Annotated in this window: 18 protein-coding genes; 7 read left to right on the top strand and 11 right to left on the bottom strand. The window is 42.6% G+C overall.

Annotated features, from left to right (window positions below; all coding sequences use genetic code 11):
• From malE to GVO60_RS00535, 3 genes are all read right to left on the bottom strand, one after another.
• A complete protein-coding gene (gene malE / locus GVO60_RS00545; protein WP_159650566.1) occupies positions 1-1,179 on the bottom strand; it encodes a maltose/maltodextrin ABC transporter substrate-binding protein MalE in 1,179 nt (392 codons plus the stop codon).
• 184 nt (positions 1,180-1,363) lie between these two features.
• Positions 1,364-3,220 (bottom strand): maltodextrin glucosidase, encoded by a 1,857-nt coding sequence (gene malZ / locus GVO60_RS00540; RefSeq protein ID WP_159650565.1) that lies wholly within the window; start codon positions 3,218-3,220, stop codon positions 1,364-1,366.
• The gene (locus tag GVO60_RS00535) at positions 3,217-5,013 is read right to left on the bottom strand and encodes an alpha-amylase family protein (RefSeq protein ID WP_159650564.1); all 1,797 of its coding nucleotides are present in this window, start codon (positions 5,011-5,013) and stop codon (positions 3,217-3,219) included. Before GVO60_RS00535 ends, malZ begins: the two co-directional genes overlap by 4 nt.
• Before the next feature lie 398 nt (positions 5,014-5,411).
• On the opposite strand from GVO60_RS00535, the gene GVO60_RS00530 reads away from it, so the two are divergent.
• Positions 5,412-5,606, top strand: a complete 195-nt coding sequence (locus GVO60_RS00530; RefSeq protein ID WP_159650563.1) for a hypothetical protein — start codon at positions 5,412-5,414, stop codon at positions 5,604-5,606.
• A gap of 39 nt (positions 5,607-5,645) precedes the next feature.
• On the opposite strand, the gene GVO60_RS00525 is transcribed toward GVO60_RS00530, so the two are convergent.
• From GVO60_RS00525 to GVO60_RS00510, 4 genes are all read right to left on the bottom strand, one after another.
• A complete protein-coding gene (locus GVO60_RS00525) occupies positions 5,646-7,418 on the bottom strand; it encodes a GGDEF domain-containing protein (RefSeq protein ID WP_159650562.1) in 1,773 nt (590 codons plus the stop codon).
• 274 nt (positions 7,419-7,692) lie between these two features.
• Entirely contained in the window at positions 7,693-8,001 is a 309-nt protein-coding gene (locus GVO60_RS00520) for a helix-turn-helix domain-containing protein (protein ID WP_159650561.1), read from the bottom strand.
• A 379-nt stretch (positions 8,002-8,380) separates the two neighbouring features.
• Positions 8,381-10,636, bottom strand: a complete 2,256-nt coding sequence (locus tag GVO60_RS00515) for a phosphotransferase (protein WP_159650560.1) — start codon at positions 10,634-10,636, stop codon at positions 8,381-8,383.
• A 513-nt stretch (positions 10,637-11,149) separates the two neighbouring features.
• Positions 11,150-12,307 (bottom strand): DUF5666 domain-containing protein, encoded by a 1,158-nt coding sequence (locus GVO60_RS00510; protein ID WP_159650559.1) that lies wholly within the window; start codon positions 12,305-12,307, stop codon positions 11,150-11,152.
• A gap of 88 nt (positions 12,308-12,395) precedes the next feature.
• Here GVO60_RS00510 and GVO60_RS00505 point away from each other — a divergent pair, with 88 nt between their 5' ends.
• On the top strand, positions 12,396-13,064 hold the full coding sequence (locus GVO60_RS00505) for a response regulator transcription factor (protein WP_159650558.1): 669 nt from the start codon (positions 12,396-12,398) through the stop codon (positions 13,062-13,064).
• Entirely contained in the window at positions 13,036-14,274 is a 1,239-nt protein-coding gene (locus GVO60_RS00500) for a sensor histidine kinase (protein WP_159650557.1), read from the top strand. Before GVO60_RS00505 ends, GVO60_RS00500 begins: the two co-directional genes overlap by 29 nt.
• A 49-nt stretch (positions 14,275-14,323) precedes the next feature.
• Here GVO60_RS00500 and GVO60_RS00495 read toward each other — a convergent pair whose 3' ends face one another.
• Both GVO60_RS00495 and GVO60_RS00490 read right to left on the bottom strand, forming a co-directional pair.
• Complete coding sequence (locus GVO60_RS00495) at positions 14,324-15,916, bottom strand: bacteriohemerythrin (RefSeq protein WP_159650556.1); 1,593 nt, start codon at positions 15,914-15,916, stop codon at positions 14,324-14,326.
• A gap of 39 nt (positions 15,917-15,955) precedes the next feature.
• Positions 15,956-17,230, bottom strand: coding sequence for an HD-GYP domain-containing protein (locus GVO60_RS00490; RefSeq protein ID WP_159650555.1), 1,275 nt, complete (start codon positions 17,228-17,230; stop codon positions 15,956-15,958).
• A 198-nt stretch (positions 17,231-17,428) separates the two neighbouring features.
• Between GVO60_RS00490 and soxR the strand changes: the two genes are divergently transcribed.
• Positions 17,429-17,875 (top strand): redox-sensitive transcriptional activator SoxR, encoded by a 447-nt coding sequence (gene soxR / locus GVO60_RS00485; RefSeq protein WP_159650554.1) that lies wholly within the window; start codon positions 17,429-17,431, stop codon positions 17,873-17,875.
• Here the strand turns inward: soxR and GVO60_RS00480 are convergent.
• Together GVO60_RS00480 and GVO60_RS00475 are read right to left on the bottom strand one after the other, a co-directional pair.
• Positions 17,867-18,742 carry an AEC family transporter gene (locus GVO60_RS00480; RefSeq protein WP_159650553.1) on the bottom strand — a complete coding sequence of 292 codons (876 nt, stop codon included), beginning with the start codon at positions 18,740-18,742 and terminating at the stop codon, positions 17,867-17,869. The two genes, soxR and GVO60_RS00480, sit on opposite strands and share 9 nt — an antisense overlap.
• Positions 18,743-18,848: 106 nt before the next feature.
• A complete protein-coding gene (locus GVO60_RS00475) occupies positions 18,849-19,325 on the bottom strand; it encodes a peptide-methionine (S)-S-oxide reductase (protein ID WP_159650552.1) in 477 nt (158 codons plus the stop codon).
• Between the two features lie 323 nt (positions 19,326-19,648).
• Here GVO60_RS00475 and GVO60_RS00470 point away from each other — a divergent pair, with 323 nt between their 5' ends.
• The 3 genes from GVO60_RS00470 (at position 19,649) to GVO60_RS00460 (ending at position 22,876) form a co-directional block, all read left to right on the top strand.
• Entirely contained in the window at positions 19,649-20,299 is a 651-nt protein-coding gene (locus GVO60_RS00470) for a Qnr family pentapeptide repeat protein (protein ID WP_159650551.1), read from the top strand.
• Between the two features lie 226 nt (positions 20,300-20,525).
• Positions 20,526-21,512, top strand: coding sequence for an ABC transporter substrate-binding protein (locus tag GVO60_RS00465; protein WP_225874877.1), 987 nt, complete (start codon positions 20,526-20,528; stop codon positions 21,510-21,512).
• Between the two features lie 5 nt (positions 21,513-21,517).
• Positions 21,518-22,876, top strand: coding sequence for a diguanylate cyclase domain-containing protein (locus GVO60_RS00460; protein WP_159650550.1), 1,359 nt, complete (start codon positions 21,518-21,520; stop codon positions 22,874-22,876).
• The last annotated feature ends 92 nt before the right edge of the window (positions 22,877-22,968 follow it).

Genomic DNA, 22,968 nt, shown 5'->3' with positions numbered 1-22,968 from the left:
TTAATTAGTAATTTGTTTTGCTGCTGTATCTAGCGCATCTTTCACTGATTGTTTACCTTGCATTGCGTTATCGATCGCTGCACCCTCTGCAAACCAATATGCAGTCATTTGAGGGATGTTTGGCATGATCTCGCCGTTTTCTGCGTTGGTCATGGTTGCTTTGATACGATCATCTTGCTCTAAGATGTTTTGGAACGATTTTAGTGTTACGGCACCTAAAGGCTTGTCGTCGTTCATCACTTTAAGAGCATCATCGACAAACAAGTAGTTTTCTAAGAACTCGACAGCCAAATCGCCGTTTGGACTCGCCGCATTGATCCCCGCGCTCAGTACGCCTACAAATGGGTTACCTTTACCGCCGTTCAGTGTCGGTAGTACTGCAACACCGTAGTTTACTCCCATTTTGTCTAGGTTGCCCCAAGACCATGGGCCATTGATGGTCATGGCTGTTTCACCTTTGGTAAACGCCGCTTCTGATACTGAGTAATCCATGTCTGGATTCACAACGCCTTGGTTGACCATATCGACCAAGAACTGCAAACCTTTGATGCCCGCTTCGTTGTTTACGCCGGTTTTAGCGCCGTTATAACCGCCAGCCACTTTTTCAAATGCGTAAGCACCACCAGATGAGATCATTGGCCAAGTAAAGTAGGCATTTTTCACATCCCACATGATGGCTGTTTTGTTTTCTGCCTGCATTTTTTTATGGATGTTAGCGAGCTCTTCCCACGTTTTTGGTGGCTCAGGAAGTAGGTCTTTATTGTAAATCAGAGAAGGCGCTTCAATTGCCATTGGGTAACCCATTAGCTTGCCGTTGACCGTTACGGCATCCCAACTAAAGTCGACCAGTTTATCTTTGAATTCTTGGCTCGGGTTCACTTCTTTCAATAGACCTGCTTCTGCGTAGCCACCAAATCGGTCATGAGCCCAGAAGATGATGTCCGGTCCCATTCCTTTTGCTGCGACTTTTTCAAAGCGAGCTTCTAGCGATTCTGGGTGCTGAACAATCACTTTTACGCCTGTGTCTTCTTCAAACTGCTGGCCGATTTTCGCTAAGCCTTCATAGCTTTTATCGCCATTGATCCAGATGGTGATTTCACCTTCGGTCATCGCCGCCACTGGGCTAGCCGCAAGTACAGCAAGGGTAAAGATTGAAAGAGGTTTCACGAGCTTTTTCATTGTTATAAATCCTTGTCTTTAGGTTGACTGAGAATTTAACGCCAATGCATATAAAACAAAAATAGTTTATAGAGAGTGAGTTATAGAAAAAATCTATACCAAGCTAGAAAAATGTGCTCGTGCTCAAATAAAAAAGGCGCAATCGTGTGATTGCGCCATTTAGGTAGATAAGAATTGTGTGATGTTATGCCTTTAAGTGACAGGCTTGATACAAATCTCCAGATTGTCCAGATAAGGTAATGGTTACGTAACCCTCATTAAATGCTGCCCTGTCAGAGCTTAGCAATCCGGTAAATTGACCATGTTGAATGCCTAATTTCCAGACGGGTAATGGGAGCGTTTTAGCGTTTTCCGATAAGTTGAATCCACATAAAACAACGTCACCTTGATACTGACGAGCGAAGACAAATGAGTCATCATCTTGATAGAGCGGTATGTAATCCCCTTTTTGTAGGGCTAGAGAGTGAGTCCTTAGGGTTATCAGCTTTTGAAACATCGGCAAATATAGGCTGCTTTCTACACGCTCCCAAGGCATACAGCGACGGTTATCAGGATCATGGCTGCCTTGCATTCCTAATTCAGTACCATAGTAGATACACGGTGTGCCAACGTAGCTGAATAGCAAAGTTGCCGCTAAGTTGAAGAGTTTAGGTTCTGCTTTGACTAGCTCCATAAAACGAGCGGTATCGTGACTATCAAGTTGGTTGAGCTGTGAGAGTTGGTTGGCCCAAGGAATTTTTGCTCGGGCTTCGGATTGCCAATCTAAGAACTCCGCGACAGAGAGTTGAATCGGATCAAAGCTAATATCAAGTTTTGCTAGCAATGCGCGAACCGGGTGCGCAAACCCATAGTAGTTCATTGCGCCATCTTCTTGGTCGCCTTGCAGCCACTGAGTTGCTTCAAAGAAGTGTTCACCTAGCACATAGCAATCTGGGTTAACTTGTTTGGCAGATTGTCGAAATGCATTGACATAATGTGCGTTGTTTCTAGCCCCTTCTCCTTCTCCGAGCATATGAATGACATCAAAGCGCCAGCCATCAATCGAGTAAGGTGGACGAAGCCACTGTTTAATGATGGCATCATCGCCGTCATAGATGGTTTCGCGAACCTGCGGGTTTTCAAAATTTAATACAGGCAATGATTTAATGCCTTTCCAGCCGATGTAATCCTGACTATCTCCCTGAAAGAAATAGTAGTCGCGATAAGGCGAGTCAGGGGATTGGAACGCACCCACTTCGTTGTGTTTACCTTGCAGGTTGAACCACGGGTGTTCAGTGGATGTATGGTTAAATACCGCGTCTAACATGATCTTCATGTCACGTTGATGAAGAGTTTGACACAACTTGGCAAAGTGCTCGTTTGTTCCTAGGTGAGGATCAATTTGGGAGTAATCCGCGGTATCGTATTTATGGTTGCTTGGCGCGTCGAAAATCGGATTGAGGTAGAGCGCGGTAACGCCTAACTGTTGTAGGTAATCTAGCTTCTGCTCTACACCGTACAAATCGCCACCGTAGAACTCACAGCCTCCGGTGCCATTGCTGGTATCAACGGGTTCACCCCACTGCTTTGCAATGACAGGTTTCGTGCCGCCTGACACTGCGTATTCATTACTTTGAACGCTGATCTCTGGCTTGCCGTTACAAAAGCGGTCAGGAAATATTTGATAAAAGACTTGCTCGCTAACCCATTCTGGTGGTTGGTGCTGAGTATTATATTTAAAGTGTGTCTCCTTCCCAGGGACGCGATGGCTGAGCCCCTTACCATCGAGCCAATATTGCCCAGTCCCACAAAGCAGTTTAAACACGTAATGGGTAATGTCTCGGTCGCTGTTGAGAGCGATCGTTGCCTGCCAATATTGTAGTTGAGATGTCTCTCCACAAGGCGTCATCTCTGCTAATACTTCTTCATTGTCGGGCTCATGACGAACCATGACTTTCTCAAACGTATAACACTTCTCTGTTGCGAGAATAAGTGTTAATGAGCCTTCATTTTTAGTCACCCAATCGCGACTTTGACCGTGATAAATGAAAGGTGATGTCATCGTGATTGCTCCTTGTTGATTAGTTCACCGAGCGACAAGTAAAAGCTGGCGAGTGGCGTAAAATGAATTGGGAGTATGCCAGCTCCATTGTTTATCGTTAGGGTAAATACGGTCTGAGAAAGCTGATCGACGACCTCGTATTCTCCATCAACTAGGTTCCATTCAGTAGTCAGAGATGCAGGTATAACGAGGTTGACCGATTTACTATCATCGTCACTAAAGTTACTGGCGATGATGAGCTTTTCGCTGACTGAAGAGCGAGCGAATGCGTAGAGCTGGTCTTTAAGTTCGCCAAAGTTTTGATAGTTTGTAGCGTATAAATCATGGTAATCACCGCAAAGTGCAGAACTATTTAACGCTAGGTTAAGCAGCTTCTGATAGAAGTCTCGCAGTTCTTTTTCATCTTCGGATAACTGACCACCATCAAATGCGCCTTGGTTCATCCAACGTTGGTGGTGGGGTACGCCAATGTAATCGAAGATAGAGGTGCGAGAAGGTTGGCCAAATCCGGCCATTTCTGCGCCAGGTTCACCGACCTCCTGACCAAAGTAGATCATGGTTGGCGATGAAGATAAGCAAGCGGAAATAAGCATGGCGGGTTTGCCTTTCTCTGCATTTCCTGCAAACTCAGGAGAAGCAACGCGCTGCTCGTCATGATTGTCTAAAAAATGCAGCATGTGATGCTCAATATCGTTGAGTTCATGCTGAATCCGACCAATCTCGCTTGTGGACCCTTTACCTTGTATGACCGCTTTGAGCGAATCGTAAAGGTCGACTTTATCGTAGAGGTAATCCATTTTGCCAAGCTGAATATAGTCTCGGTAGAGCTCTGGTTGGTAGACTTCTGCCATAAGAAAGGCATTAGGGTTATGGTGCTTGATCCAAGCATTCATGTAACTCCAAAACTCCACGGGCACCATTTCGGCCATATCGTACCGAAAGCCATCTACGCCTTGTTTGGTCCAGAATAGGGCGATATCGCGGAATTTTGTCCATGAGTTTGGCACGTCGCGATTTAACCAAAATTCAAAATGTGCCTGATGGTCTTTGTGTCGATATTCATCAGGTAAGCGGTCGAAATCGTAGCTGCCATCGGGTTTGACACCATAGTTGACCTTAACGGTTTCATACCAATCATCGAAATTAGGTTTGGCTAGCCGCGATCCATTGCCTGTCCATTTCGCTGGGTATTCGTTGTAAGCCTCTTGAAGCAATGGATGAGATTCACCTCCAAGTGGCGGGTTCTCGGCTAACACATCGGGCAATTGAAAGGCTTGATTGGGAATGTAATAGAAGTTGTTGTCTCTATGGTACTCCAGTGATGCATTGTCACTACAGCCGAAATCGGTCACTCCCTCTGGGTTATTCAACCCCTTATACACACGCGCAATGTGGTTGGGCACGATGTCAATAATCACTTTCATGCCTGCATCGTGAGTGCGATTAATCAGCGCATAAAATTCTTGGTTGCGCCGGCTTGGGTCGTCAGCCAGATCTGGGTTTACAGAGTAGTAATCTTTAACCGCATAGGGAGAGCCCGCCCGACCTTTAACAATGCTTGGATGATCATTGTCGATACCGAACTTGCTGTAGTCATTGACGACGGCATGGTGGGGAATTCCGGTGTACCAAATATGACTAATGCCTAAAGCTCGGATTTCATTTAAGGCTTTGTGGGTGAAATCACTGAATTTCCCCACTCCGTTTTGCTCAGCCGTTCCCCAAGGCGCATTGCAATTCTGCGTGTTACCAAATAATCGGGTAAAGACTTGATAGATATTTTGTTTTTTCATCGGGAGGTAGTGCTCCTGTTTCATCGTTATTGGCAGGCTAAAACAAGGGCTTGTTATCCCAATCATCCTTTTGCGTCTATTTGGGGGGCGTAGAATTAAAAATTGTGATTTAGCTTAGAAAAAGAATTCGGTCTTTCATTAAGGTCATCAACAGTCCACATGCTTCACTCCATATTTCGGCTGCAACTTTACATCTAAGTATGGGGTGTTCTGGATTAAGGTTCACAAATTAACTTTTTATAAGTGAGGTGTAAAAGGGGAGCTGTTTGTTTTTTCTTTGATTAATCAGTAAGTAATGTTTACTAATTGGCTGGAATGGTTCTTTGGTTTACTTTGACAATAATCGGTTATTTTCTAACCTTTAAAGTGAACAACGTCAGATGAAAAGGAGAACATAAATGGCGACATTTAAGCAAGACATCCCTCAACGTGTAACTGTATATCATGACGATATTGAACAAGAAAAAGCACTAAAGAATGCGATGCTGCCGGAAAAACCTCGATACTTTAACGGTTCGCCTACGTATCAAGCAGAGAGTATTGATGATTTTAAGTCGAAGTTAAGCCAAATCGGTCTTTCGCTAGACGTATAGATTTAATAAAGGCTCGAAACACTAACGAGCCTTTTTTCATTATAGCTCTACACGATTGCGACCATTTTGCTTGGCTTTGTACAAGAGCTTGTCGGCTTTCGCGAGGGCTTGATTGATATCATTGTCTTGCCATTCAATCACACCAATACTGACCGTCGCTTGAAGATAGTGGCTTGAACACAAGCTCTCACTTAATTTTTGTTCGACCTTTTCTCGAATTTTTTCAGCGATGGCGTAGGCTTCATCCAATTGGGTACCAGGAAGTACCAAGCCAAACTCTTCACCACCTAATCGACCGAAAATATCTGACTCGCGAGTGTGCTCTGAAACGATATTGCAAAACGCGATAAGAACATTGTCGCCTATAGCATGACCGCATTCATCATTGATTTGTTTAAAATGGTCTAAATCCATCATACAGACAGAGGAAAGCGCGCTTTTGTTTTGGGCGGCTATTGCACTATTGACCAGCGCTCTACGGTTAAGAATGCCCGTGAGAGGATCTTCAAGGGCTAGGCGAGTCAATTGAGTCTCTTTGCGTTTGATGTTGGAGGCCATATCTGAAAATGCATCAAAAAGTTCGCCAATTTCGTCTTTCCTTTCGGTGAAATTGGTATCCACTTTACCGGCGCGTGCCAGCGATGATATTTTCAAGCGAAGTTCGAGTATTGGGGCGGCAATATGGCGAGCCAAGTAACCCGTTAAGCTTACGAACAATATAAGCCCGACCCCCAAATAGAGCAGTACTTCACGCAGCAATTCTGCATTGCTGTACTCCAACTCTTTATCAGAAATGAATACGACTAAGGTGACACCTCGTTTGTCTGATTGCAGATCAAGGTCATCGAAAAAAACCAGGTGCTTGTAGATTTCCATACCAATCGGTTGATTGATCATGATCCCGCCCAAATCACTCCGAAATAGAGGGTTATTCGTTGGGTTGAAGCCGTTCAATTGGAGCTGCTCTAAATTGATGTAGTTTGACTCTGATAACGGGGTCAAATCATCATTGCGTACGACAAAAACATCCACGTATTTGTGACCGTTTTTTATTAGAGATTGCTTAATGCTAGTAAGTTGCTGCTCTATCAACGTGCGATCTAGCACCGCTGTGTAATAACCGAGTAGCCGTTGGTTACAATCAATGAGGGGGCGAGAGTAAAAATAAGTCTCTTTGTCGAAGCTTAAACCAAGTTGATTTGAGACTTCCTTAGGGGCGAGATAAATAATTTGCTGAGGGAGTGCTTCGGTATTTCCACGTTTTAGGGGCGTATCCGAACCGTTCCTTCGAGAGCTTTTCCATACAGTGCTAGATTGCTTTGTTACGGTATTATTTGTGGTGTTAGTTAGCTGAGCTTGCTTGTACAACCAATCGTTAAAGGACTCGTTCAAACGCTGAATCTTGTCATGAGCTAAGACTTGAATGTGACGACTCTTTTCTTCATCAAATGATAGTGGGTGCTTTCTATTCTTAGCGAGCTGGAAGTCGATTAGCTTTCCATTGGTATCTGAGATGATTAAGGCTGAAAAACCGCTCGTAAAACTGAGCGCATCAGAGGCAAGTTCAGAGATAGACTGTCGATGGTTGTAACAATAAGATATCGCACCGCTGAGCTGATTAAATTCTGTTGCTCGGCCTTCAATATAGTGGCTTATCTCGTTTGCCCCTAACAGTGCTGAGAGTTGACTAGAGCGAAAGATGTGGTCGATAGTGAGTTTTTCTTTTGCTTTGTAGTAGGCATACCCGAACCCTATCAAACAAGCTGCAAGAGGAAGTAGGATAAATATGATTTTTGTACTTAGTTTATTCATATGCCATTTACTTTTTAGATCGTTGAGCGTGATCTTCTTAACTTTACCGATTGATGGGCATAGAACGGAAAATGGCTTGGTTTTTTCTTAATGCAAACATGTATAAGTCCTTAATAAAAGCAAATGGGTCTGTAATAAATTTGAGGCACAACCACCCCTTCGCAAGGTATTTAAACCAAGCAATAGAGAAGAGTGTGAAAGGAACGGATGTTAGATTTGTTTGTATTGGTAGGTTGGTAATACAAACAAATCTACATGGTGCAACAACAAGCGACTATGGCGACATGTAAGCTTCAATCAAGTCGAGAATGTTCTGTTTAGTAACTGAGTTATAACCTGATATTTCGATTACAATTTCAGCGAGAATGTCGTCTTCACAATAAAAGTAAGCGACCGGTGTATCTAATACCTCTGAGATACGCTTGACCGTCGCGTAATCTGGTGCGTGTTTACCGGTTTCATATTGACTAATTCTTGCACTTGCGCCTGCTGGCTCCATCCCTAGCTTATACCCCAGCTCTTCCTGGGTAATCCCTTGTTTTTTTCTTATGTATCTTAGCCTTCTAGGTAATGGGCTAGTCATTCAGTCGGTACCTCCACATATAAAGCATGGATATATTAACCTTATAGCATTAGATAAATTACTAAGGAATTTTTAGATTAATATTCTTTGGTTGATAATTTTGTTAATGCTTAGATATTTTTATTAAATTCTAGTTAAATTGCATTTTACGATATTTTTTATTGTTTATTTTTGCTGTGAGAAAAGTTCGCAAATTAAAATGTTGTTTGAAATTAATGCTTTAGTACTAGTTTTTTGTCGGATATTTCTGAAATTACTAGACACCAATTGATGAAAGGTTATTACAACAATGTAAAAACAATCAATGTAAATCGACTTTAGTTATAAATTTTGGCGATTTAGATGCTTTCTTATTTATGTCAAAAGCTGGGGGATGTGATTAAAGAAGTGTTTTTCGCAATTCTTGTTCTACCAAAGAAATAATATCTAAGGTGTATTTCTTTCTGCTTGGGATGCGTTGGCTAATGGCAATATGACGAGCCAAACTAAGTACGCGATATACATCGATGTCGTGAGCCTTGTTCGAATTTCCAGATAGCAATAAATATCGAGAGGTGAAACATTTAATTGTACGCTCAGCATAGTCGGCATCGTTGTAAATTCTTAAACATTGCTCTTGTATATGTGCAATGAAATTCCCTAAATCTAAATAAGGGTTTCCCATACAACATAAGTCGAAATCAAGTATGTACAAAGTATGTTTGTGTACGAGTACCTGGTCATGATAGAAATCCCTATGGATTGGCTTTTGGATAGAGTCAGACAGCGTTTTGCTTACGGTTCTGCACCACGCCAGAATTCGTTTGATTCTTGCTTGCCATTGAGCGTTACGTTCTGCAACCTGCAGTAAGTTGCTTTCTAATATCGAAAGCTCTTTCTCGAGAGTATGCGTTTTTTCTAGATTGAGTGTCGAATTGTGCAACTTGTACAGGGCGAACGCTAATTGATGGCTCAGTGCTTTATTGGCGCTGTTACAAAATGGTTCGAATATAGTGGTTCCAGGGACTTTTTCCTGAATCCACATACTCTGTTCTGGCAGTTTGAAAAGAGGCTTTGGAACTTGAACGTTATCGGACGCTTTTGGATTGAACTCGGATGAATAGAGTGCGTTTTGAGTTTTCCAACTTTTTCTGTCAAACCCTTTCGCTCTAACCTTGCCAATCATATCTGGTTGGTTCTCGGCGTTTACTTGATACTCTATCAAGGCGCGCTTTCCTAGCTTTGAACGAATGAGTATGGCTTGCTCTATCTGCAAATTGGCAAGTGTAGATCCTTGTGTTGGGCATTGATGTTCGATGAGCTTTTGCACAAAGCTAGGATCAATTAATTTCGTCAGTTGGGGTAAGGATTGGTCGATGGTTATCTGAGCTTCAGATGTTTGAACTTGGTCGAGATGATAGCAACAGCGGCTGAGTAGGGCACAAATCCCCTTTTTCCAGTCGATGACGCCAAAGCGCAATGGGTGATAGATAAGCTGGAAGATACCCAGTGCAGTAAACAAGTGTATTTTATTGTCATCAATACTGGCTGACTCTCGATATCCAGCAAGGAACTGCGCTTCCAACTGTTCGTATTCATTTCGAGTAATCAAACCTAAAGTCATTCTATAGCTAAGATGGGAGAGAAAATTACCCACATCAAAACCGCTGAACCAAGTACATAGATTGTCGAAATCTAAAAACTCTATGCTCTCACCATTAACGAGTACTTGGTCGGCGTAAAAGTCGCCATGAATAAAACTTCGCTCCTTGGGTAAGGTTTTGATTAACGCCGAAAGTGTATCTGCAATGTGAGTCGTTAGCGCCGTCTGCTCTGGTAGTATTTGAGCAATGGATTGAGAGTGTAAGTGGAGCAAATGGAGAAACTGCTTTGTACGGATAGGTTTTACTTTTTTGGATGGGGGTTGTTGATGAAATCTTGCCAATTCTTCTCCACATCGCTGATAGCAAAGCAAGTCGTCTTGGAGAATCGGTGTTTGCATTGCAAGAGGCTTTCCTTCTATCCATTGGTAGATGAGTAAACAATGTTTATCGCTTTTACCAAGCAAGCGTCCAAATGGGCTCTGTTCTTTTTTCAGATATAGGTAGCTTAGCGTGTTATAGCGTTCCTGAGTGTAGGTTTTTACTACGGCAATTGAACCGTCGCTAAAACTGAGTTTGGCGACAAAGCGCCGCTCCGGTTTATATTGAAGTACGGTTAACTGACTCTCTAAGTCATGGTTTTTGTCAAACATCGCTCGGTTAATGACAGAAGCACGCTGCTTGGGATTAGATAACTTCTCCAGAGAGGGAAGCTTATCATCATAAGGGTAGCGGTTTAAAATCAGCTGATGCTCAGAGACTACATGGCTATGCGTGGCGGCAAGCGACAATCTACTCTGTTTATTACTTGTTTTAATTGTTTTGGCGAGATCTGAAAAAGCTTTTACGTATACCAAGTGAGTTTGGTCTTGGGTTTGAACTCTATATAACAACAAACAACTGCTTTCGGGTTTATACCGTAGATATTCTCGATAGATTGAAATGATGCCTTCAATGGGTAAATGAGTATCAAATAGATTCGTTAATTGCTCTTCTGAGAAAAGTAGCTCTAGGGCAGGAATCTGATCATCGCTTGGCTGCGTTTGTCGTTCCATCTATCCTCCTTCACTACGAAAGAGGGACGATGGAAAGGCAACCGTCGTTGCCTCCGCCTGCTTCCACTACCATTTGTTTCTTGCAGAGTGAGGAGTGAGTCTCTAGGGTTCGCTTAATGTATCTACAGAAAGAGGTTCTAAATGCATGAAACATAGGGGAACCCGTAATTAACAGGATATATAAATCATGGTGTCGGCTGACCAAGTAGGTCGTGATTGCCACCATACGACGAATATTTCCAAGGCCGTAACTATCGTGAGAGTAAAACAAAAGCTTTTTCATTCCCGAGCCCACATGCTATCTAGTCAAAAAAATCCAATAACTAGTACTTTTGTATGAATGCATAAAGTATAGACAGGGATAATTATGTTAGTGAGTGCTAATGGAATCCATGACAGGTAAGTTGTTGTAGAAAAAGAATTTATTGGGTATAAATAATTTACATTACTATCATTAGTTGCTAAATAAAAGCAAACCACAGCGTTGTGGTTTGCTTTTATTGGGGGAGAGGTTTAGTCGTCTTGCGTATCTAATTCAATTTCGGTCGCGATGTATTCGTTATTGACCATGATTGCTTCCACTTCTACTCGTACGCTAGCAAGGGAGCCGAGTGTTAAACCGTCTTCGAATTGAGTACTGCTGTTTACAAATACGGTAAATTGCCCATTCTTTGTATTGATGACAAAGTTGTTTGATGCTTCATCAATCGTGCTTACGGTACCTTCGAAGTCGATATCATTGTCATTCCAGTCGCCGTCATGATCATTTTCAAACTCTACTTCGAGTGCGATTTGCTGGTCGCCTTGTTTTTGACTTGTCACTTCAACACGTTCACCGGCTTTTAAGTTGATTTTTGTACCATCTTCAAAGCGAGTTTTAGCTGTTACAGCAAATTGACCACGGTAGTTCAATTGAAACGAAGATGAATCGCTTTCAACCCAAGTGATGATGCCTTCTACTTCCGTGCCATCATTAAGGTCTTGGTAATCTTCAACTTCTAGCTCGTCAGCGATAAGTTTACTGCCGTCAAAGGAGCCTTCTACTTCAACCCATAAACCATTCTGTGGTTCTACGTTGTCTTCGAGAGTAGCAACGGAATATTCAACAGCGATCGATGAGCCTAAAGTAAAGCTTTTGTTATTGATATCTAGTTGGCTTACGACACCTTCAAATTCTACTTTATTAGGTTCTTCTTCAGCATCAAACTTAACCACGGATAAGACTTTATACCCTGCGTTTGCTGTTGGCAGGCTTGAAACCATCACCCAGTCGCCAGCTTGAATGTCTGCATGAAGGCCGCTGAAGTTCAATTCTACGCCATTGACTTTAAACGTTGTGCCGTCGATATCGCTGATCTGGCCTACCATCGTTGGTTCAACATTCACGATTACGCCGCCTGATGTAGAGCGAGCCACACTGTTTGCAGGAGATATTTCAACCGTCATATTCGGCTGAAGTTTAGTTTCAATCAGTGTTTCATTATTGTAAGTAACGCTTGTCACTTGGTATGAGTAACCATTAACAACAATGGAATCACCGCTAACTGAATCGATTGTACCTTGAAGAGACGTAGGCTTAACGCTAACACCAGAATCACTGTCGCTACCGCTACCGCCGCCACAACCAACAAGCACTAGACCCATTAAGGAAACCAACGCTAACTTTTTCATCTAAGACCCTTTTTTTGACAATTGTATGGATGTTTTGGGTGTATCCTAGCGGCACAAACGTGAAGCACTCGTGAAGAAACGTGAAAATATGAAAATTTTAATTGTTGATGATAATCACAATGTCTCTGAGACGATTGCGGATTATCTAGAGCTTGAAGGTATGACGATTGATTGCGCTTACCATGGTGAAGCAGCGATTAAGTTAGTCAGCGACAATCATTATGATGTGATCATTATGGATATCATGATGCCGAAACTTGACGGTATTAACGCAGTAAAAAAACTTCGAGAAGAATTGTTCTGCAGTACGCCGATTCTCTTCCTAACTGCTAAAGATGGTCTTGATGATAAAATCGCCGCGTTCCAAGCCGGTGGTGATGACTATTTAATGAAACCTTTTGCAATGCAGGAGCTAAGTCTTCGTTTACACGCATTGGCAAGCCGAGGCCCTCGTCAAGATATCGGTAATCTTATGTATGCTGATATTCAAATGAACATTAAAACAAACGAAGTGCAACGTGATGGTCAGATGATAAAGCTCAGTGGCATACAATTAAAAATACTTAAGACCCTATTGCGAAAAGCGCCAGCCATTGTAAGTCGAGCAGAGGTGATTGAGTCGGTTTGGGGCGATGAGTCTCCAAGCAGTGATGCGTTAAGAAGTCATATATATGGCTTACGTACTGCGTTGGATAAAGGTTTTTCTGAGACTAGGTTGGAGACGATCCATGGAAAAGGATATCGAATTAGAGCATAACGCGTATCCGAGTATTTACCGGAAGATAAAACTTAGCTTCGGACTGATGACATTGGTTATGTTTAGCGCGTTCTGGACGGTGATTTACTTGGCTGAAAACCAGATGGAAGTGATCAGTTTACATCACTGGCTAGATACGGAAGCAACTCGCTATGTGAGTGATTATGAGCATTATGGTGACAAAACCATTTTGCCCAACCGCCAAGAGTTTTCGACTTATTTTAGCTTTGAGTCCGTACCTAGTTGGCTGGCCGTTTATACAAAGCCCGGTTTTTATGAGTACTTACTTGTGGAAGAAGATAAGCACTTTATTGTTTTAGAGCACCCATCCGGGAAAGGGCTCATGTATATCGTATTTCAAGATGATGCCGATGATTACTTAGATGAGTATGAGTGGACGCTTCACAACTATACAATGCTGGTTGGTGGGCTCATCTCGTTATTCGTGATTGTTTATGCTGTGTATGTGGTCCGTTCGTTGTCAAAACCCTTATCTCTGATCGAAGACAAAATAGCGCAAATGTCTCCTGGTGCTCCATTGTTTTCTGTGGAAACACAGTATGCAGAAACTCGCCATATTGAGCAGACGTTACTTGATGCTAAAAGAGGTATCGCAGGCTATTTTCAGCGTGAAAAAGACTTTAGCCGTTTTGCTTCTCATGAACTGAGAACACCCATTATGGTGATTAACGGTTCTTCAGATCTTTTAGCAAAAGTGCCAAATCAGCCACCCGTCGCGCTCAAAGCAATTCATCGTTTACAGCAATCGAGTGAGCAGATGCGTGTATTAACAGAAGCTTTTCTTTTATTAGGTAAAGCGACCATTGATGAGCATCATTATGGCGATATTGAGTTGGCTGTTTCGGTTGTACAACAATTGGGTGAAATGGAGTTATTGTTTGCAAAGCAAGGTCTTGGGTATCATTTGAATGAATCGGCAGCGGCCACTGTCCGTGCTCCCGAGAGTTTTGTCACTATCGTGATTAATAACCTAATTAAGAATGCTTTTAGTTACAGCGTGGCGGATATTGAAGTTTCCATTCAAGGTAAGCAGCTATTGATCACCAATCGCCACGATGGCAATGAAACGTATAATGCAGGTTACGGTTGTGGGCTAGTTATCGTTGAGCGGATTTGCGAGCGTATGGGATGGGTTTTTGAGCAGCAAGACGATGGCAGTAAATTTATAGCTTCTGTCTTGTTTGATTAACGATGATTTAGGAAGAGGCGCACTATTAGCGAATGTGCCTCTTCTAACGTTAATTGAGCCCGCCACTTTTGAATTCTTCGGAGTAAGCTTTGTCTTCTCGCATAATGTGTTGAGTTAGCCAATTTTTTAAAAAGCTCATCAGTTCATCACCTATCTCTTCACCACGTTCAACACGCTTTTGAAACTCTAGGACTTCTTGAACTAAATGTTGATGTTTTTCTCTGTGGTGTTGAGCTTGGCTATAGTCAATTTGATCGAAGAGGGTCTCCTCGTAAGTAAAGTGGTTTGCAGTGTAATCGATTAAACCTTGTACGACGCGCTTAATGGAGTTGAGCCCATAATTATGGTTAAGCAAGTGGTAGAGCTCATTGACTAAATGGAGCAAGGTTTGGTGCTGTCGGTTGATCTCGTCAATACCGATATCCAGTGAATCGCTCCATTCCATTAACTTGTCTCGGCGTGCGCTTTCTTGTTCGATTTGGCGTGTATCGGTAGCAAAGCGGTGGAGTAGGGAGTCTATTTCACCGGACAGGTTTCTTACTGTGATACTTGCAATGAGGGTCTCTTGTGTCGATTTCACATTATTGTCTGACTCGCTAGCGATGAGCTGTAAACAGTCGTCCAAGGTATTGGTTTGAGTGATTTGTTGCTCTGATGACTCTGCGATATGACGGCCAAAGGCTTGAATCTCTTCAATTTGGCCATTCAGCGTTTTAAATGTCTCTTCCGCTGTGGAAGCTATGGTGAGTGAGCGCGCCATGCTGTTTTTGTTTTCTGCCATCGTTGCCATGACATCATCTGTTTTCGACTGCAGATTGGTAATCTTGGTTCGAATCTCTTCTGTTGCTTCTTGTGTTCGCATTGCTAGTGATCGAACTTCATCTGCGACGACTGCAAACCCGCGGCCTTGTTCGCCAGCCCTAGCACTTTCTATTGCGGCGTTTAGTGCTAAGAGGTTCGTTTGATCAGCAATACTACTGATTGTTTCCATAACTTGGTTGATTTGAGCGGTTTCTTCAACAAGCGACTCAAAGTGGGTGTTTGAGTTGTCGATATGCTGGCTGGCATTATCTAAAGCATTCTCTAGGTCGACCATGTCTCTCCCGCCTTGGTCTGCTTGTCGCTTTGCTTGATCGGCAAGAGTCGCGGTTGATTCGCAGTATTCTGATACTTGGGAGGTGACGGATGAAAGCTCTGATATAACGACTTTCGCTTTGTCGACATCTTGCTTTTGTCCGATAGCTCCTTGTTTAGATTGCTCAGAGTCTTGTTGGACAGTATCAGCGACATCGAGTAATCGACTGGTGGATTTCCCTAGAGCATTAATCGTGCGAGAAATATCTTCACCGATTCGATTCATGATTCGATAGATAGGCTGCGTAGCGGCATCCTCTGTATGAATTCGTTCGGTTAATTCGCCTTCAGAAAGGTGCGTCGCTGCTATTTTTATCTTCTGTAGCATGGCGGTCATTGAACCGATGAGCACTGTAAAAGCGATAAGGTAAGCAATAAATATCGCCAATGCTATCCACGCATCAATTGCAACTAAATAGAGACTTAATGGCAGCGTTATGATGATGAGTACTGGGAGCCACTGCGTTGAATTGAGCGTGATGATTCTTCCAATTATGTTTGTAAACATGACCACCTCGTCAGTAGTGATAATGAACCAGTGTATTAATTAATAGCTCGCCGACAAATCCGTTGAAAGTTGGTAGCACTCCTCGAGATTAACTTCTAAGCAGTGGTAAATATCTTTATCAAGTTCATTGCGTTTTACCATGGGATACATGATTTCAACGATTTCGTCTTTCGATAGACGACTTCGGTATGGCCGGTCTTGTGAAAGGGCTTGGAATACATCAACAATTGCAATGATTCGTGACGGAGTGTCTAGATCTAAAGCTTGCTTGTTATTCGGGTACCCACTGCCATCCAAACGCTCATGATGATTGGTCGCCCACTCACCAATTTTAGAACCAGGGAAAACCATTTTTAGCGCAATTTCGGTATCAATCGTATGGCGTCGAATTCTGGTGTACTCTTCTTTCGTTAAGCTGCCTTGCTTATGTAAAATCTCATCCGGAGTACGTAGCTTCCCAATGTCATGCACTAATCCTGCAACATAGAGTTGTTGGGTTGTTTGTGTTGGCAACTTTAACTTAGTTGCAAGAAAGCGGCACAATTGGGCGACTTTAATGGAGTGCTGAAAGGTAAACGGGCTTTTTGCATCGACTATGCGTGCTATGAAGAGCCCCAGTTCTGTAAGGTTCTGAATGGTTAAGTCTTCTTGAAGCCACTCGAGATGAGTAAATGACAGCGGAATGGATTCAATATTCTCTGGCTCCATTGAAAACCAAAAGCCATCACGACTGGTTAGCTTACACATTGCATCGACATACTCTGGCCGAAAAAGGGTACCTTTGTATTCATTGAGTTGCTCAGTGATGCTCCGCTTTTTCAATGTGATGAGATCACTGTGTTCGTTGTCCATGTTTCGAGCTCGCAATACGTCGAGCCTATCTGCGATGAAGATAAGGGCTGCGATATCTTTTTCGAAGATTGAAAGCTGCAACCCCTGAAGAATATCCCAAGCCGTATGATGGTGACGGATGATGTTGGAAAAACGAGACAACACTTTGCATTTGTTGAGTTCTTCATAGCCATGAATGCAGTGAATACTCGGATCGTCGGGTTTAAAGTGGCTGACGAGATTAGTGTGTTCTTGAGTTTGAGATACGCCGCAGTCATGGATCAATCCGGCAAAGAAACAGAACTCTTGTTTTTTGATATCCCATTTGAGTATTTTAGCGCATTCATAACTGATGTAAGCCACACGATGGTTATGATGGATATCATCAACACCCACGTAATCTAAGGCGCGAGCAACCCATATGAGTGCATGTTTGAGGTCTACAGAGAACTCAATATCTTGATAGGGGCGAACGGCTTCCATAATCACATTCCTTGGTGCTATATGTGGGCTTACAAATATAGTTTAGGACTTATATTATCTTTCGGTAATACAAAGGTGTGAGTTACCCCTAACTTATGGCTGATACTCCTTAGGGGTAGTGCTCAGGCACAATAATCGCGCTATGCTAAACCCTAAGTTAGCTTGAGGTTTTAAATAAAAGAATATAAGGATGTATTTATGGAGATGAGTGTTGGTGAAGTCGCAAAACGAGCTGGAGTCAAAGTATCCGCATTGCATTTCTATGAACAAAGAGGGTTGATCTCTAGCTGGCGGAATCAAGGTAACCAGAGGCGCTATGATAGGAGTGTTCTAAGAAGAATTGCCGTGATAAAAGCAGCGCAAGAAGTGGGCTTAACTTTGGAAGAAATCGCGCAATCATTGGCTCACTTGCCTAAGCACCAAGCTCCTGATAAAGATGAATGGGAACAGATGGCTTCGGGTTGGAAGGCCATGTTGGAACATCGAATATTACAGCTTAAAGCACTCCAAGAAGACCTCGGAAGTTGCATTGGTTGTGGATGTCTATCGATGAAATCCTGTGCTATCTACAACCCTCAAGATATTCGCGCTGAAAAATTTGAGGGTAAAACTATGCTGACGGATCCAGAAGAGTGGTCAGAGTGATAAAGCGAAAGCGAGCAGCATGGGTAAAGTGAGTAGGCTAAAAAAGTTGCCAAACAACACCATAGAGGCCACTTTAACTGGTTCAACATTGAAGCGTTCAGCAAACAAGTAGTTCATGACAGCTGGGGGAAGCATAGTAAACAATACCATCATTTGCAGTTGCATTGTGGGAAGTGGAATCAACCAGTAAATCAGAGCAAATGAAATCGCACCTGTAACTAAAGATTGTAGAGTGCACCAAACCCCGACTCTTAATCCACTTAAACGCATATTACACATTTGCGCACCCAGTGAGAGTAACATTACGGGCACTGCTGCTTGCCCAAGAAGAGCCGTCGCATCGTACAGCGGTTTCCAAACCCCAATACTAGACAAGTTAAGAGCCAGTGCACCTACAGCGGCAAGAAAAATGGGCATTCTAATAATCTGTTTGAATGGGTTTCCATCACTTAGTAGCGCGAGCCCCAAACTGATATGAATGCATGCAGAAACAACGAATAATAATACTGCGGGCGCGAGAGCCGTGTCTCCAAAGGTGTAGGTGAAGAGTGGAATCGCTAAGTTTCCGCTATTGCGAAACATGTGCGGTGGAGCCCAAGCCTTAAAGTTAAGCCCAGATATGCGACACCAAACTAACATTATTGCACCAGGTAACAACACGGCGATTAAAGACGCAGACAGCAATGGTAACTGTTTAGTATCTAGCGGCATGGATACCAAAGAGGAAAAGACCAAAGCTGGGGTAAAGGTATCCATGTTAATTCGATTGATTGGTCGAAAGTCTGGTTTCAACCATCGTCCAACAGAAAAGCCGACAATGACTAAGGCGAAGACTGGAAAGAGTATCCCTACTACTTGTTCAAACATTAGCTACCTTTGCATCTCATCCACTGATTTGGCTTATTCGATGTTATCGAATTCTCTGCTGTCGATCTCCACAATACCGCTTGAGTTAATGGGTGGCAACACGCAACTATACTTGACGATATTTATGAAGTAAATCAATTGGTATATGGCAGTAATCGCCTGGGAATCGGGTTAATCGGTCTTGGTGCTCATCATCACTTTTCACATAGTTAGAGAGTTGTCTGACTTCTACCATGACTTTGTGTTTGTCCGGCCGAGCGTCAATGTAGTTTCTCGCTAGATGTAGGTGCGCTTCGTCTTGGCTATATATACCTGTGCGATATTTTTCGCCAATGTCTTCACCTTGTTGATTAATACTATAAGGATCGATGATCTCAAAAAGGTAGTCGATTAGTTGTTCGACAGAAACAAGCTGCGGGTCAAATGTCACCTTCACGCATTCAGCGTAACCATCATAGTATCCGCTTGTATCTCGGTTTTTGCCATTCGCTCGGCCAGCTTGAGTTGAGCTAACTCCTGGTAAGTGGCGCAGAAATTCTTGAACTCCCCAAAGACAACCTCCGGCTAAATAGATCTCTTGCATTGTGGTACTCGTTAATTGTTCAACATCGCTATTAAACCAAAACCCATTAAATACGCAATGGGGTAGGTTGAAATGACGCTTTTCGTATGTTTTTTCAAAAAAATAAAATGCAGCGAAGAAGGTTGTAAAAACCGCCTTTCCACTGTTTGAAATTATTTTTCAGGTAGACGCGTTCGAATGTTTAAAAATAGAGGTGTTAGAGCGCTTGTTTGGTGGCTTAAATTGGCGATTTGGAGGGGTTTTAAGTTGTTGGTTTTTAAGGGTTTATATTTGTGGAAAAACAATGGCTTAGGGTGTTATTGTCTCGTTCGACAGGAGGGACCATGATTAATTCGAATACAACCTACCATGGCGAAGACTTTTCACATCGAGACTTTCAACAGCAAGTCTTTGAAAACTGCCAATTCTATCATTGCAGTTTTGACCGAGCAGATTTAAGAGATGCAAAATTTATAGATTGTAAGTTTATTGAACCTAGAGCGTTAGAAGGTTGCAGCTTCCAGCACGCTAACTTAAAAGATGCGAGCTTTACTAATTGTAATATAGCGATGGCTCAGTTTGTTGGGGCGGACTGTTTTGGTATTGAGTTTCGTCAGTGTGACTTAAAAGGGGCCAACTTCCAACGTGCTAACTTTGCGAACAGGATAAGCCACAAAGCGTATTTTTGTTCTGCTTATATAACGGGTTGCAATTTATCCTATTCGAATTTCGAACGTGCATTGCTAGAAAAGTGTGAGCTGTTTGAGAATCGCTGGAATGGCGCGCACCTTTATGGGGTGAATTTTAAAGGTGCTGACTTATCGAGTGGGGAATTCAGTGCAGAGCAATGGCAAACGGCGAACTTTGAAGAGTGTAACTTGGCTCATATTGATTTAGAGGGAGTCGATTTAAGAAGAGTTTCTTTGCATGGAGCAAAAATCTGCGACTGGCAACAAGAGCAACTACTCGCAAGTTTTGGTTTGATCGTTATCTAAAAGAACGATGAGATTTAATAATCTCTATATCTTGTCCATTAATTGCTTGGTGATTGATGGACAGGTGTTTTAAACAACTCAATAACACAAGAATCTGTGATCCCCTACACGTTTGGAGCAATTGGCCCCCCTCATCTCTTCATTACAATGTGATTTCATGTGTGCAACCTTAATCATAGTCTAAGGTAATGTAAGCTAGGTATAATATATATAAAGAGTATGGGTAATGCCGGTATTTCAACGCAGAGGCTTTTGGTTAAGTTCACTGTGCCTATTTATGTTAGGCACTATCACTTACTATTTCTTTAACAAAGAAAAGGGAGAGGTGTCCAATGTACGAGTCGGCATATCTTTAACCCCTATTTCTTCTCCTTTTTTGATCGCAGAAAAGTTAAAACTATTTGAAAAGTATGCGCTTGATGTCCGTCTGTTTCCATGTGTGACAGGTAAGGCTTGTACTCAACTAATGCTGGATGGTGATGTTGACTATGCATCTGCATCTGAGTCTGTGGTGATGTTCCAGAGCCATGCCCGCGATGACTTGGCGTTACTGGTCAGTTTTGTGGAATCGGATAATGACCTAAAGCTTCTCACGTTAAGCCCAAATAATATTGATGCAGTCAATGGATTGGGAGGAAAACGAGTTGGTATCGTGAAAGGCAGCGCGAGCGAGTTCTATTTTGATTCAGTTCTGCTTGCTAACGATCTTAAAGAACTACTCGTTAGCAAAATCTATATGGAGCCACATGAATTGGTCCCGGCGCTACTCTCCTATCGAGTTGATGCGATTTCGGCTTGGGAACCAATGGGCTATCAAGCAAATCTTCTCTCTGCCGCGGAAGTGAAAAACCTCGGAACACGTGGCATTTATCAGCTCTCTTTTAACTTACTTTCCACGCGCCCATATTTGGAATTTGCCAACAACGAACCTCAACGTCTTTTAATGGCTCTAAAAGAGGCAATTGATTGGATTAATGACAACCCAGAACAGGCACAAACCATCGTAGCCAAGCGATTAGACATCTCGGTAAGCGAGGTAGATTGGCTATGGGGAGACTACGTTTTTCGGCTATCGCTGGGTAATTCTTTACTGTCTAATTTGCAGTTTCAAGCTAGATGGGCCAGTGAGAATGGGTTGGTATCTGGTACTACGCCAGACTTCAGAGACGTGTTCTTTAGTCAACCATTCGAACAAGCCGCATCTATGAGATAACAGTTATGATCAGTTCATTGTTTAAAAAGCTGTTTTTGCTTTCAACTACAACTATGTTATTAACCCTGCTTATAGTGTTGTCTTTTTCAAAAATCAGCAGTGAGCAAAAACAAACCAAGGTTGAGTTAGACACCATTATTGATTTGCAACTTCGAGTTGATTTACTACGAAGCCAGTTATGGGTGTTTCTTCAGTTTGGTGACCAACCAAGCCTAAAACAAGTCGAGTATGCTCAAGCAGAATTAGCGACACAATTAACAGCGTATCGTGAGCAAGGATCGCAGTTTGATAATATTCAAAGGATGAACCAAAGCCTACAAGCTTTACTCGGGCAAGAAAAGAGACTCTACTTTTCAGATATCAATAGTCAACACGGTATCAGTGCGACTCGTTTGCTTCACTCACGCTACAACATGATTGTACAAAACATGACTGAAGAGTTGGCTCATGTTCATCGAGTAGTACTTGATCGCAACGCAGACAATCTAACAAATGTGATGACTTATGCGGCAGCGTGGCTGATATTTTGTTCACTGCTAGTGAGTTTTGTTGCTTGGTTGATTTTACTGCGATTTAAGTCTGATGCAGAGTCGATTAAGAAAGCGATCGTAGATTTAGCTAAAGGTAAACTTGATGCCAAAGTCGATACAGCGTCGATGGATTCTGAATTTAAAGTGATCGCATTCTTCTTCAATCAGATGACCATATCGTTACGAGAAACGACCGTAACCACCCATGAGCTGGAGGAAGAGGTTAAGCGTCAAACGATGCAACTGAAAAAGAAGCAAGAGCAGCTAATATTTTTGTCAGAGCATGATCCGCTAACCGGTTTATATAATCGAAGAGCTTTCGATAAATCCTTGGAAAGTGCCATCGTAAAAGCAAATCGTAGCGGCTGTAAACTCGCGATTTTGTTTATTGACCTCGATGACTTTAAGTGTGTGAATGATACTTATGGCCATGATGCAGGGGATGTCATTTTAGTTACGATTGCCGATAGGTTAGGAAAAGTGACTCGCCAATCTGACTTTGTCGGAAGACTAGGTGGGGACGAGTTTGTTATCTGCTTAGATTTGTTGCAAAACTTTGATATTTTGCCGCAAAAGACTCAACAGATTATGAAAGCGATTAGTGAGCCTATTACCTACAACGATAGGAAGCTTAAGGTGAGTGCGAGTATCGGTGTCAGTCATTTCCCAGATCAAACTAAAAATAAAGAAGCATTACTGAGCATTGCTGACGAGGCCATGTATCGTTCAAAACAAGTCACGGGTGCAAGTTGTTTTGACGGTGAAAAACTGACCTGTGAGGGCATGAAGAGTGAGGTGGTGGAACTGGCATCAGCACGTAAGTTAACACCATAATTATGCTCGAAAAGTGATAGGGTATTTATAGTGCTGTAAACTTTTTTTAACATCCTGCCAGCGGCGAATTTCTACGATATTCTCGACATTAT

The sequence above is a fragment of the Vibrio atypicus genome, from assembly GCF_009811315.1.
Classification (GTDB): Bacteria; Pseudomonadota; Gammaproteobacteria; order Enterobacterales; family Vibrionaceae; genus Vibrio; species Vibrio atypicus.
Note: the sequence above shows the minus strand (reverse complement) of the source record. Positions and strands in the feature narration are given on the sequence as shown.